Genomic DNA, 12,314 nt, shown 5'->3' with positions numbered 1-12,314 from the left:
ACGCAGGCCCGCCCACGGCTACCGCCCACGGCTACCGCCCACGGCTACCGCCGACCGTCGCCGCCCTCTGGCGTTTCGCCGTACAGCGCCGCCGAGCGGACAGCGGCATCGGCGAACCGGCGGCGCAGCTCGACCGGCTCGAGCACTTCCGCCTCCGGCCCGAGCATCAACAGCTGGCCGAAGGCCACGTCCAGCGACTCGACGGGCAGGGTGACCGTCACCCAGCCGTCCGCTCCAGGATCGGAGGCGGACTCCACTGCCTCCCGCCCTGCCGCGCGGTCGGTCGCGTACGGCAGCCGGCCCGCCCCGGTCTCCGAGAGCCGCAGGACGACCGTGTCCCGCAGGATGGAGCGCGCGAACGCTTCCGCGCGGTCCGCCCAGAACGCTTCCAGGTCGAAGGACTCGTCCCGTACGAAGCGCTCGGGGCCGGGCGTCACGTCCGTGAACCGGTCCACCCGGTAGACCCGGTGGGCGGGGCGCGGCTTCTGATCGCCGTCGGGATCGCCGTCGGTGGAGGCCCCTTCGCCGGCAGTGGCCCCGCCCGCAGCGGCCCCGCCGACCGCGGACGCCCCGGCCGGGCGGGCCGCCAGATACCAGACCCCGGCCTTCAACACGAGGCCGTACGGCTCCAGCTCCCGTGCCACCTCGCCGCCGGCCCGGCGGTAACGGGCGCTGAGCGTACGGTCGTCCCAGACGGCGGTCGCGATGTCCGGCAGCAGCTCCGGGGTCCCGGGCTCCTGCCACCAGCCCGGTGCGTCGAGGTGGAAACGCTGGGCGGCGTTCGCCGGCGCGTCGCTCAACTCCGGCAGCAACGCGGCCGCCACCTTCAGCCGGGCCGCCGAGCCCGCGTCGGCGAGGCCCAGTTCGCGCAGCGCCGAGGGAACCCCGGAGAGGAAGAGCGCCTCCGCTTCCCGCCGGCCCATGCCCGTCAGCCGGGTGCGGTAGCCGCCGACCAGGCGGTAGCCGCCCGCGCGCCCCCGGTCCGCGTACACCGGCACTCCGGCTTCGGAGAGGGCGAGGACGTCGCGCGCCACCGTGCGCTCCGAGACTTCGAGCTGCCGCGCCAGTTCGGGGGCCGTCACGGACGGCCGCGACTGGAGCAGCAGCACCAGTTTGATCAGCCGTGCTGCCCGCATGGAGTCATCATGCACGCCGCCTCCGACAACGGGCAGCGGCAGTGGTGGCTACGCAGAGCACGGCCGTCCCACGAGAGCGGGGAGGCGGGGAGACGGGGAGCCGCGACAGTGCGAGACACGACAGGCGAGACGGTGCGAGACACGGCAGGGAGGGAGACGACGGCGCCCCCGCCCGGAGCGATCCGGACGGGGGCGCCGCTGCGTACGCGGTCCTGCGAGGGGGGTCAGAGGCCGAGGTCGACCTCGAACTCGCCCGCCTCCAGGAACTCCTTGACCGCCACCAGGTAGCGGGCGGCGTCGGCCCCGTCCACCAGGCGGTGGTCGTAGGAGAGCGACAGGTACGTCATGTGCCGGACAGCGATGGTCTCGCCGAGCTCCGGGTGGTCGACGACCACCGGGCGCTTGACTGTCGCACCGATGCCGAGCAGGGCCGCCTGGTTCGGCGGCACGATGACCGTGTCGAACAGCGCACCGCGCGAGCCGGTGTTGCTGATCGTGAAGGTCGCGCCGGACAGCTCGTCCGGAGTGATCTTGTTGCCACGGACCTTGCTCGCCAGCTCCGCGGTCTTCTTGGAGAGACCGGCGATGTTGAGGTCGCCCGCACCCTTGATGACCGGGGTCATCAGACCCTTCTCGGAGTCCACCGCGATACCGATGTTCTCGGTGTCGAAGTAGGTGATGGTGCCCTCGGCCTCGTTGATCCGGGCGTTGATGACCGGGTGGGCCTTCAGCGCCTGGGCGGCGGCCTTGACGAAGAACGGCATCGGCGAGAGCTTGACGCCCTCACGCTGGGCGAAGCTGTCCTTGGCCCGGGCCCGCAGCCGCATGATCTTGGTGACGTCCACCTCGACGACCGAGGTGAGCTGGGCCTGCTCGTGCAGCGCCTTCATCATGTTGTCGCCGATGACCTTGCGCATGCGGGTCATCTTGACCGTCTGACCGCGCAGCGGGGACGGCTCGACGGAGGCGGCCTTCGCCGCGGGGGCCGAGGCGGCCGGAGCGGAGGCCGCGGCCTTCTGCGCCTCGGCGGCGGCGATGACGTCCTGCTTGCGGATACGGCCACCGACACCGGTGCCCTTGACCGTCGCCAGGTCGACGCCGTTCTCCGCGGCGAGCTTGCGCACGAGCGGGGTCACGTAGGCGCCCGCGCTCTCGCCCGCCGGGGCGGACGGGGCCGGGATGGACGGCGCGGCCGGAGCCGGGGCGGGAGCAGGAGCCTTGGGAGCAGCGGCGGCAGGCGCCGGGGCCGGGGCGGGAGCCGGAGCCTCCGCCTTCGGGGCCTCGGCCTTCGGGGCCTCAGCCTTCGGAGCCTCGGCCTTCGGAGCCTCCGCGGCCGGCGCGGGCGCCGGGGCAGCGGGGGCCGGGGCGGCGGCCGCAGCGCCACCGGCGGCGCCGATGACGGCCAGCTTGGCGCCGACCTCCGCGGTCTCGTCCTCGCCGACGAGGATCTCGAGCACGGTGCCCGCGACCGGGGCCGGGATCTCGGTGTCGACCTTGTCGGTGGAGACCTCGAGCAGCGGCTCGTCGGCGTCGACGGACTCGCCGACCTGCTTCAGCCAGCGGGTCACGGTGCCCTCGGTCACCGACTCGCCCAGTGCGGGCAGGACGACCTCGGTGCCCTCGGCGGAGCCGCCCGCAGGAGCCTCGGCCTGGGCAGGGGCTTCGGCCTGTGCGGGGGCTTCGGCCTGAGCGGCCGGGGCCGGCTCGGGCTCGGCCTCGGGCTCCGGCTGCGCGGCCGGCTCGGGAGCCGACTCGGCCGCCGGGGCCTCCGCGGGCGCGCCGCTGCCGTCGTCGATGACGGCCAGCTCGGCGCCCACCTCGACGGTCTCGTCCTCGGCCACCTTGATGGAGGAGAGCACACCGGCCGCGGGGGCCGGGATCTCCGTGTCGACCTTGTCGGTCGAGACCTCGAGCAGCGGCTCGTCGGCCTCGACGCGTTCGCCCTCCGCCTTCAGCCAGCGGGTGACAGTGCCCTCGGTCACGCTCTCGCCGAGCGCCGGCAGGGTTACGGAAACCGCCATGGTTTCGGTTGCTCCTTAACGATCTGTGCGGATGGGTCGCGCCCGAGGATTAGTCGTGGGAGTGCAGAGGCTTGCCCGCCAGCGCGAGGTGAGCCTCGCCGAGCGCCTCGTTCTGCGTCGGGTGCGCGTGGATGAGCTGCGCGACCTCGGCGGGCAGCGCCTCCCAGTTGTAGATGAGCTGCGCCTCGCCGACCTGCTCGCCCATACGGTCACCGACCATGTGGACGCCCACGACGGCGCCGTCCCGCACCTGGACGAGCTTGATCTCGCCCGCGGTCTTGAGGATCCTGCTCTTGCCGTTGCCCGCCAGGCTGTACTTGAGGGCGACGACCTTGTCCGCGCCGTAGAGCTCCTTGGCCTTGGCCTCGGTGATGCCCACGGAGGCGACCTCCGGGTGGCAGTACGTGACGCGCGGCACACCGTCGTAGTCGATCGGCACGGTCTTGATGCCCGCCAGCCGCTCGGCGACGAGGATGCCCTCGGCGAAGCCCACGTGCGCGAGCTGCAGCGTGGGGACGAGGTCACCGACGGCCGACACGGACGGCACATTGGTCTGCATGTACTCGTCGACGGGGACGAAGCCGCGGTCCATGGCGACCCCGGCCTCCTCGTAGCCCAGGCCCTGGGAGACCGGGCCGCGGCCGACGGCGACGAGCAGCACCTCGGCCTCGAAGGTCTTGCCGTTCTCCAGCGTGACCTTCACACCGTCCGCGGTGTACTCCACGCCCTGGAAGCGGGAGCCGAGCGAGAACTTGATGCCGCGCTTGCGGAAGGCCCGCTCGAGCTGCTTGGAGCTGTCCTCGTCCTCGACCGGGACGAGGTGGGGCAGCGCCTCGACGATGGTGATCTCGGACCCGAAGGACTTCCAGGCGGAGGCGAACTCGACGCCGATGACGCCGCCGCCGAGCACGATCGCGGACTTCGGCACGCGGTCGAGGACGAGGGCGTGGTCGGAGGAGATGACGCGGTTGCCGTCGATCTCCAGGCCCGGCAGCGACTTCGGCACGGAGCCGGTCGCGAGCAGGATGTGGCGGCCTTCGTAGCGCTCGCCGTTCACATCCACCGAGGTGGGCGAGGAGAGACGGCCCTCACCGGTCACGTAGGTGATCTTGCGCGAGGCGACCAGACCCTGGAGGCCCTTGTACAGGCCCGAGATCACGCCGTCCTTGTACTTGTGGACGCCCGCCATGTCGATGCCCTCGAAAGAGGTCTTCACACCGAACTCGGCGCCCTCGCGGGCCTGGTCCGCGAGCTCACCGGCGTGGAGCAGAGCCTTTGTGGGGATGCATCCGCGGTGCAGGCAGGTCCCGCCCAGCTTGTCCTTCTCGATCAGTGCGACGTCCAGGCCCAGCTGTGCCCCGCGCAGAGCGGCGGCGTAACCACCGCTGCCGCCTCCGAGGATCACTAGGTCGAAAACGGTGCTGGCGTCGTTCGCCACGTCACGTCCTCCATGCATGGTGCGCCGGAGCCGGTCGGCGACCGGCGGCGGCTGTGGTTCGGCCGCTTTTTCTGTCGGCCCTCGGGTTGGCTCGCTCGGTAAGTGAGCCGGGGGCCCTGTCCTGCCGACACAACATCTTCGCACTTGTTCGGAGGAGGCGGGACGCGGGGCCACGGTCTGAGACGGGTCCGGGCACCTGGGCCTTCGGTTACCCGAGCGTACGCCGTACGGATTTCGTCGAGGGCGAACGGACACCGGCCCGGAACGACCAGGGGCGATGCCCGCGACGGCCCGGAACGCGTACGCAGCGCGCACCGGGCCCTCGACGTGCACGCGGCCCCGGGCGCGAGGGCCCGGGGCCGTGACGTGACCGCGATGGCTCGCTCAGGCGAGGTCGCCGGCCGCCGTGCGCTCGATGAGCCGCACCAGGGTGCGGACCGAGGAACCGGTGCCGCCCTTGGGGGTGTAGCCGTACGGGGCGCCCTCGTGGAAGGCCGGGCCCGCGATGTCGAGGTGGGCCCAGGTGATCCCGTCGGCGACGAACTCCTTGAGGAACAGGCCGGCCACCAGGCCGCCGCCCATCCGCTCTCCCATGTTGGCGATGTCGGCGACGGGGGAGTCCATGCCCTTGCGGAGCTCGGCGGGCATCGGCATCGGCCAGGACTGCTCGCCGACCTCGTCGGCGATCTCGTGGATCGCGGTGCGGTACGCCTCGTCGTTCGCCATGATCCCGAACGTGCGGTTGCCCAGCGCCAGCACCATGGCGCCGGTCAGCGTCGCCACGTCCACGATCGTGTCCGGCTTCTCCTCGCAGGCGCGGGTGATCGCGTCGGCGAGGACGAGCCGGCCCTCGGCGTCGGTGTTGAGCACCTCGACCGTCTTGCCGCCGTACATCGAGAGCACGTCGCCGGGGCGGGTCGCGGTGCCCGACGGCATGTTCTCGGCGAGGGCGAGCCAGCCGGTCACATTGACCTGCAGGCCGAGGCGGGCGGCCGCGACGACGGTGGCGAAGACGGCTGCGGCGCCGCTCATGTCGCACTTCATCGTCTCGTTGTGGCCGGCCGGCTTCAGCGAGATGCCGCCCGAGTCGTACGTGATGCCCTTGCCGACGAGGGCGACGGTCTTCTTCGCCTTCGGGTGGGTCCAGGCGAGGCGCACCAGGCGGGGCGGGTTGGCCGAGCCCTGGCCGACGCCCATCAGGCCGCCGTAGCCGCCCTTGGTCAGCGCCTTCTCGTCCATCACCTCGGCCTTGAGCCCGAACTCCTTGGCGGCGGCCTGGGTGGCGGCGGCGAAGGACTTGGGGGTCAGGTCGTTGGAGGGGGTGTTGATGAGGTCACGGGCGCGGTGCACCTCGGCGGCGAGCGCGGTGGCCCGCTCGACGGCCGCCTTGAAGGCCTTGTCGCGGGGCTTGCCGCCGAGGAGGGTGACCTCGGCCAGCGGCGCCTTCTTGTCGTCCTTCTTCTTGCCGCCCGCCTTGCTGTTGGCGCCGCCGCTGGTGCGGTAGGCGTTGAAGGCGTACGCACCGAGCAGCGCGCCCTCGGCGACCGCCGCGGCGTCCTCGGCACTGCCGACGGGGAGCGCGAACGCGCCCTTCTTCGACCCGGCCAGCGCGCGGGCGGCGGACCCGGCGGCGCGCCGCAGGGTCTCCGCGCCGAAGCCGTCGCCCTTCGCGGGGGCTTCACCGAGACCGACCGCCAGCACGACCGGGGCCTTCAGGCCCGACGGGGCGTGGAGCTTGGTCACCTCGCCCTCGCCGCCGGAGGCGCCGAGGGTCTCCAGGACGGCGGCCAGCTTCCCGTCGAACGCCTTGTCCACGGCCTCGGCGCCGGGCGTGACGACAGGGCCCTTGTCGCCCTTTGCCACGCCGATCACGACGGCGTCCGCGCGGAGCGTCGCCGCTGAGGAGGTGCTGATAGTCAGAGCAGTCACGGGTTGAGGTCCTCTTCCGTTGCGTTTCTCGGCCAGTCGGTGGGCCGGCCGCCGCGAGCCCGGACGGGTCGCCGCGCAACTGCCGCGCACGGCCCCGGGCGCTGCGAGCATCGTATTCCGACCGCTGGACCGGGGTGCCGCCCGGCAAGGGTGGAGGGTGCGAGCGCGGGCGGCAGGCGACCGCCCGCCGCGCACGGGCCGTTCGCCGCCGTGGGCGTCATGTCCCGAACGTGCGTTTACGGTGTGGAAGTTCCGTCGCTCTGTGTGGCGAAGTCCGCGCCGCGAAGTGTCCGTGCCGCGCTGCGAAGTGTCCGTGCGGCGACGTCTCTGCGCCGCGAAGTGTCCGTGCGGCGACGTCCGGTGCGGCGTCGTCCGGTGCGGCGAACGTCGCGTCAGGCGACGGCCAGGGCGAGCAGCGCGGCCGTGGCCGCCGTCTCGGCGAGGGCGCCGAACACGTCACCGGTCACGCCGCCGAGGCGGCGCCGGCAGTGGCGCAGCAGGAGTTCGGCGGCGCCGAGCGCGATCAGCACGGCCAACGCATGACGTACGGCGCCGTACGGTCCGAGCGAGGCGCCCGCCGCCGCGCAGGCCGCCACCGTGACGGCGGCCGCGACCGCGGCGCTCCCCACCGGGACCGTGGCCGCGACCGCGGCGCCGAGCCCGTCCGGCCGCGCGGCCGGGACCCCGGTGCGGGAGGCGAGGGTGAGTGCGAGCCGCGCCGCGACCGCGGCGGTGAGGGCTCCGAGGGCGCCCTGCCCGGCGCCCGCACCGAACAGCTCGTACAGGGCCGCGACCTGGGCCAGCAGGACGAGGACCAGCGTGACCACGCCGAACGGCCCGATGTCGGACCGCTTCATGATGCGCAGGGCGTCGTCGGCGGGCCTGCCGCTGCCGAGCCCGTCAGCGGTGTCGGCCAGACCGTCGAGATGCAGGCCGCGGGTGAGCACCGCCGGTACGGCCACCGCCGCGACCGCCGCGAGCAACGGCCCGCCGCCCAGGGCGTACAGGAGTCCGGCAGCCGCCGCCGCGCAGAGGCCGACGGCCGCCCCCGCCACGGGTGCGCACAGCATTCCGGAGCGTCCGGCCGCATGGTCCCAGCGGGTCACGCGGACGCGGAAGACCGTCAGGGTGCCGAAGGCGAAGCGCAGCCCCTCGCCCGGGGTGGCGGGGGAGCCGGGGGCCGTACCGTCGCGTGCCTCCGCCGGGCCGGACGCGGCGGGTCCCGAGGTCGTGTCGTCGCTCATCGCGCGCAGGCTATCCCGCACCGCGGCGCGGGCAGTACGCAGGCCGTCCGGCGCCGCTGTCCCTCCCCGCAGGCCGTGCCCCGTGGCGGGCAGTACATTGCCCTCTAGAGCAAAGCGGTACACAAGGGATCATTCCGACCCGGGGGAGCGATGTCATGGAGGGCTGGTGGGCTCGCAACATCGTCGAGCCGGGCAAGCTGCCCCTCTTCCTCGCCCTCACGGCCTTCATCCTGACCTTTCTGATCACCCGGACCATCACACGGATGATCAGGGCGGGCAGGGGCCCGTTCCGCAACGTCTCGCCGGGCGGGCTCCACATCCACCACGTCGTCCCCGGCATCATCCTCACCGTCATCGGCGGCTTCGGCGTGATCGGCGGCTACGGGCACGGGTTCGGCAGTGGACTCTCCGCGGTCCTCTTCGGCATGGGGGTGGGGCTCGTCCTCGACGAGTTCGCGCTCGTGCTGCACCTCGCCGACGTCTACTGGACCGAGCAGGGGCGGCAGAGCGTCGAGGTAGTGGTGCTCACCGCCGCGCTCGTCGGCCTCATGCTGCTCGGCTTCGTCCCGTTCGGCGTCAACGGCGTGACCGACGAGGAGCAGCAGGACCGCCTCACCGTCATCGCGAACATCGGCCTCAACTTCCTCATCGCCCTGATCGCCCTGATGAAGGGGAAGTTGAGACTCGCCGTCATCGGCGCGTTCATCCCGTACTTCTCCCTCGTCGGCGCCGTACGCCTCGCCCGCCCCACATCGCCCTGGGCCAAGCGGTTCTACAGGAACCGCCCACGCGCCAGAGCCCGGTCGCGCATCCGGGCGTACCGCCACGACAAGCGGTGGGACAGGCTCGGCCGGCGCTTCCAGGACATGGTGGCGGGAGCCCCCAGCCGCTGACGCGCCAAGCGCTCCGCCCCGCGTACGCGCAACGCCCCGTACGCCGCCGGCACCGCGCGGACGATCAGGACCGCGGCGATGGCGGCCAGATGCTCCTTGCCCGCAAGGTTGGGTTCGACGACCACTTCGACGACCATCGCGGTCACCACGAGACCGCCCGTGATCCAGGCGCGGAGATGCCACGCCAGGTACACCGCGAGGCCGACGACGGCGGCGGAGGGGCCGGTGTCGGTGACCAGCGCGTCGGCGGCGGGCAGGCCGAGGAAGCCGTCCGGGCCGACGGCGACGCCGTACCGCGCGTACATCGTCCCGCCGATGGTGGCCACAAAGGCGATCGCCAGCGTCCGGCGCCACCCCAGGCAGATCTGGCCGATGCCGAAGACGATGAGGATCTGGGCGAGTGCGCCCCAGACGGGGAGGTCGGGGGCGGGAACGAAGAGCGACAGCGGGGTCCGCAGAGCGGCGAGCCACCACGGCTGCCCGGCCCGGACGGCACCGATGTCCTGCACCGGCTGGAAGCCCCACGGCTGGGACTGTACGAGCTGGAACAGCGCCGTCAGGCACGCGGCCGCCACGGCCAGCGGGATCGCGCCGACGACGAGTGGCCGCCGGGCCACGAACGCCTCGCGCACAGGGCCGTGGACCGTGTTCCACTCGGCGCGGGCGGCGCGCACGAGACGTGCGCCGGCCCCGGGGGTTGGTCCCGTCGCTCCCGACGCCTTCGCCGCACCGGTGCGCCGCCCTGTGCCGGACTCGCCGCCGACGCGGCGCACACGTGGCGCGCGTTGCACGCGTCGCACGGGGGACGGGACGTCGTCCCGGGCCTCAACTCCCGTGTTCCGCGGCACGGATGCGGTGTCGCACCAGGCGCCGCCGCGTCCGCGCGAGGCGCCGGTGGCCGGGTCTGCTCCGTGCGGCGCATAACGAACGGCGCATTCCGCATGCTTGGGATGCACGTGGACTTCTCCCCCTGACGAGCAACCGTATGGAATCGGTGAGGGGGAGGAGCCGGGTCGGCCGGCGGCGCGGACGCGCAGTCACCGGCACGGGTCCTCGTCGCGGAACCATGTGCTCGTACACCGCGGACCGGTCCGTCCGCGGCGCAGGTCAGTCGAGCTCGGACTCCTGCGGCGTCCCGTCCGTGCCCTTCTCCGGGCGCTCGGGCAGTTCCGCCGCCAGGGAGGCCGCCGCCTGCACGAATGGCAGTGCGAGCAGCGCCCCCGTTCCCTCGCCCACAGTGACGCCGTGGTCGAGCAGAGGGTTGAGCGCCATCCGGTCCAGCGCCTTCGCCTGACCCGGCTCGCCGCTCGCCTGGCCCGCCAGCCACCAGTCCGGTGCCCGGAACGCCACGCGCTGCGCGACCAGCGCGCACGCGGCGGACACGACCCCGTCGAGGATCACAGGCGTACGGCGCACCGCGCACTGCAACAGGAATCCGGTCATCGCCGCGACGTCGGCACCGCCCGTGGCGGCCAGCAGTTCGAGCTGATCGCCCAGCACCGGGCGGGCACGGCGCAGCGCGTCGCGGATCGCGGCGCACTTGCGCATCCACGCGAGGTCGTCGATCCCGGCCCCGCCCCGGCCTGTGACGACCGAGGCGTCCGTGCCGCAGAGGGCGGCGATCAGCGCGCCCGCGACGGTGGTCCCGCCGACGCTCAGATCGCCGAGAACCACGAGATCGGTGCCCGAGTCGGCCTCCTCGTCCGCCACCGCCATCCCGGCGCGCACGGCCTGTTCCGCCTCCTCGGCGGTGAGGGCGTCCTCGATGTCGATACGGCCCGAACTCCGCCGGACGCGGTGCCGTACGACGTCCTCGGGCAGGTCCGCCGGATCGCAGTCCACAGCCATGTCCACCACGCGTACGGGAACGCCGAACCGCCGGGCCAGTACGGCCACGGGGCTCCCGCCCTCGAGGACCGAGCGCACCAGGTCCTTGGCCGTCCCGGCCGGGCGCGCCGAGACCCCGAGCCCGGCCACCCCGTGGTCACCGGCGAACAGCACGACACGCGGCTGCTCGACCGGATTCACCGGCACCGCGCTCTGCGCCGCGGAGAGCCATTCGCCCAGCTCGTCCAGGCGCCCCAGGGCACCGGGAGGCAGGACCAGGCGCTCGCGCCGTTCCTCGGCGTCCCTCCGCACCCCGCCGTCGGGTCGTTCGATCAGATTGCCGAAGTCGTCGAGATTCAGGCCGCTCACGTGCTGAACCCTATCGTCGCCGAAGGGGCCTCCGCCGGGCCGGGGGCGCCCGCGGGCCGCACTTCGGGGCGGCCTCGGCGGCTCCCAACTCCCCGCCCGGGGGTGGCGGTCGGGTTCCCGCTGGCCCCGATCCCGGCGGGTTCAGCGTGGACGGAGCAGGAGCGGCTGTCCCGCCACCACGAGAAGCAGATGTTCGCACTCGGCCCCGAACGCCGCGTTCAGGCGCCCGAGTTCGTCGCGGAACCGCCGCCCGGCGGACGTCGCCGGGTGCACCCCGGAGCCCACCTCGTTCGATACGGCGACGACGCTGCGCCGCGTGTTCCGTACCGCCTCCGTCAACGCGTCCGTCCGCTCGTGCAGTTCGCGCCGCGCCACGCCGGAGGCCCACCGTTCCTCGTCCCACGCCGCGGCCCGGTCCATGGCGTCCGTCAGCCACAGCGCCAGGCAGTCGACGAGCAGTGGCGGACCCTCCTCGGCCAGGAGCGGGAGCAGGTCGCAGGTCTCGACCGTGCGCCAGGAGCCTGGCCGTCGCTCACGGTGCAGGGCGACGCGGTCCGCCCAGTCGCCGTCGCCCTCCCGTGTGCCGCCGGTCGCGACGTAGACCACGTCCGGGAAGGACTCCAGCCGCCGCTCCGCCTCGACCGACTTGCCCGAACGGGCCCCGCCGAGCACCAGCGTCCGGCGCGGCAGATCGGGGACCTCCTGGAAGTCGCCGACCACCAGCGTCTCGCCGTCCGCCACGGCCCGTGCCCCCGCCGCCGCGAGCCGGCGGTGCAGTTCGGGGCCCGGCGGCACGTCGTGGTCGAGGTGGACGGCCACCACGTCCGTGGTCGCGGCCACCGCGCCGGCGGCGCGCAGCCGGGCGAGCGCGTCGGGCCGCCCGTTCACGTCGAGGACGGCCAGGTCGTACGGCTCATGGCCCTCCGACACGCCCGCGGGCGCCGCCTCCGGGGGCAGATAGAGCAGCCGGTCGCCGTCCGGGCCCGTCACCGCGTAGCCCGTGCCCGGCACGTCCACGGCGACGGCCTGCACCCGGTGGCCGCTGATCAGCGTGATCTCGCGCCCGTCCGGCACGCGCTCCGGCGCGGGCAGCCCGGCCGGCGCCTCGACGGCGGGCCCGTTGTGCGGATGGGACAGCAGCACCTGCCGTACGCCCGTCACGGTCTGCCCTGCGCGGGCCGCGGCCAGAGCGGCACCCGGCGTGAGGTCGAGCAGCAGCGAGCCGTCCAGCAGGAGCGCGGTGGGTGCCCGCGCCTCGTCGCCGACCGCCGTCGCGCAGGCGGCGCAGGGGCAGCCGGGGCGGGGCAGGCCGCTGGGGGTTCCGGTCCCGAGGAGAGTCAGTTCCACGCCCACGATCGTCTCGCGTCGCCGCGCGGCGGGCGCGCCGGGTCACCCGGGGTCCGTTCCGCCGTCCGTCCCGCGGACTGTCACGTGCCGGTCAGCGGGGTGGTCTCCGG

At 73.6% G+C, this 12,314-nt stretch carries 8 protein-coding genes and 1 pseudogene; 1 reads left to right on the top strand and 8 read right to left on the bottom strand.

Annotated features, from left to right (window positions below; all coding sequences use genetic code 11):
- Nucleotides 1-44 precede the first annotated feature (44 nt).
- The 5 genes from ACGFNH_RS01805 to ACGFNH_RS01785 form a co-directional block, all read right to left on the bottom strand.
- Nucleotides 45-1,136, bottom strand: coding sequence for a helix-turn-helix transcriptional regulator (locus tag ACGFNH_RS01805; RefSeq protein ID WP_393650990.1), 1,092 nt, complete (start codon nucleotides 1,134-1,136; stop codon nucleotides 45-47).
- Nucleotides 1,137-1,360: 224 nt separating this feature from the next.
- Nucleotides 1,361-3,157: a 2-oxoglutarate dehydrogenase, E2 component, dihydrolipoamide succinyltransferase gene (gene sucB, locus ACGFNH_RS01800; protein WP_393650989.1), complete on the bottom strand. Its 1,797-nt coding sequence runs from the start codon at nucleotides 3,155-3,157 to the stop codon at nucleotides 1,361-1,363.
- A gap of 49 nt (nucleotides 3,158-3,206) precedes the next feature.
- Nucleotides 3,207-4,595, bottom strand: coding sequence for a dihydrolipoyl dehydrogenase (gene lpdA / locus ACGFNH_RS01795; protein ID WP_393650988.1), 1,389 nt, complete (start codon nucleotides 4,593-4,595; stop codon nucleotides 3,207-3,209).
- Nucleotides 4,596-4,979: 384 nt separating this feature from the next.
- Nucleotides 4,980-6,524, bottom strand: a complete 1,545-nt coding sequence (locus ACGFNH_RS01790) for a leucyl aminopeptidase (protein ID WP_393650987.1) — start codon at nucleotides 6,522-6,524, stop codon at nucleotides 4,980-4,982.
- Between the two features lie 392 nt (nucleotides 6,525-6,916).
- Nucleotides 6,917-7,768, bottom strand: coding sequence for an adenosylcobinamide-GDP ribazoletransferase (locus tag ACGFNH_RS01785; RefSeq protein WP_393650986.1), 852 nt, complete (start codon nucleotides 7,766-7,768; stop codon nucleotides 6,917-6,919).
- A gap of 155 nt (nucleotides 7,769-7,923) precedes the next feature.
- Here ACGFNH_RS01785 and ACGFNH_RS01780 point away from each other — a divergent pair, with 155 nt between their 5' ends.
- Nucleotides 7,924-8,661, top strand: a complete 738-nt coding sequence (locus ACGFNH_RS01780) for a hypothetical protein (RefSeq protein WP_393650985.1) — start codon at nucleotides 7,924-7,926, stop codon at nucleotides 8,659-8,661.
- On the opposite strand, the pseudogene ACGFNH_RS01775 reads toward ACGFNH_RS01780, so the two are convergent.
- The 3 genes and pseudogenes from ACGFNH_RS01775 to ACGFNH_RS01765 form a co-directional block, all read right to left on the bottom strand.
- Nucleotides 8,625-9,335 (bottom strand): annotated as a pseudogene (locus ACGFNH_RS01775) (hypothetical protein); the annotation flags it as partial. The gene ACGFNH_RS01780 and the pseudogene ACGFNH_RS01775 overlap by 37 nt on opposite strands.
- 433 nt (nucleotides 9,336-9,768) lie before the next feature.
- Nucleotides 9,769-10,857, bottom strand: a complete 1,089-nt coding sequence (gene cobT, locus ACGFNH_RS01770; protein WP_393650984.1) for a nicotinate-nucleotide--dimethylbenzimidazole phosphoribosyltransferase — start codon at nucleotides 10,855-10,857, stop codon at nucleotides 9,769-9,771.
- 141 nt (nucleotides 10,858-10,998) lie between these two features.
- Nucleotides 10,999-12,204, bottom strand: coding sequence for a bifunctional adenosylcobinamide kinase/adenosylcobinamide-phosphate guanylyltransferase (locus tag ACGFNH_RS01765; protein ID WP_393650983.1), 1,206 nt, complete (start codon nucleotides 12,202-12,204; stop codon nucleotides 10,999-11,001).
- Nucleotides 12,205-12,314 lie beyond the last annotated feature (110 nt).

The organism is Streptomyces sp. NPDC048639, from assembly GCF_043199075.1.
Lineage (GTDB): Bacteria > Actinomycetota > Actinomycetes > Streptomycetales > Streptomycetaceae > Streptomyces.
The sequence above is the reverse complement of the archived record's forward strand: the minus strand, read 5'-3'. Positions and strand labels throughout refer to the sequence as shown.

Excerpts from the sequence above, each read along its gene's own strand:
- ACGFNH_RS01805 (WP_393650990.1), bottom strand. The coding sequence starts at position 1,136 with ATGCGGGCAGCACGGCTGATCAAACTGGTGCTGCTGCTCCAGTCGCGG.
- sucB (WP_393650989.1), bottom strand. The coding sequence starts at position 3,157 with ATGGCGGTTTCCGTAACCCTGCCGGCGCTCGGCGAGAGCGTGACCGAG.
- ACGFNH_RS01785 (WP_393650986.1), bottom strand. The coding sequence starts at position 7,768 with ATGAGCGACGACACGACCTCGGGACCCGCCGCGTCCGGCCCGGCGGAG.
- ACGFNH_RS01780 (WP_393650985.1), top strand. The coding sequence starts at position 7,924 with ATGGAGGGCTGGTGGGCTCGCAACATCGTCGAGCCGGGCAAGCTGCCC.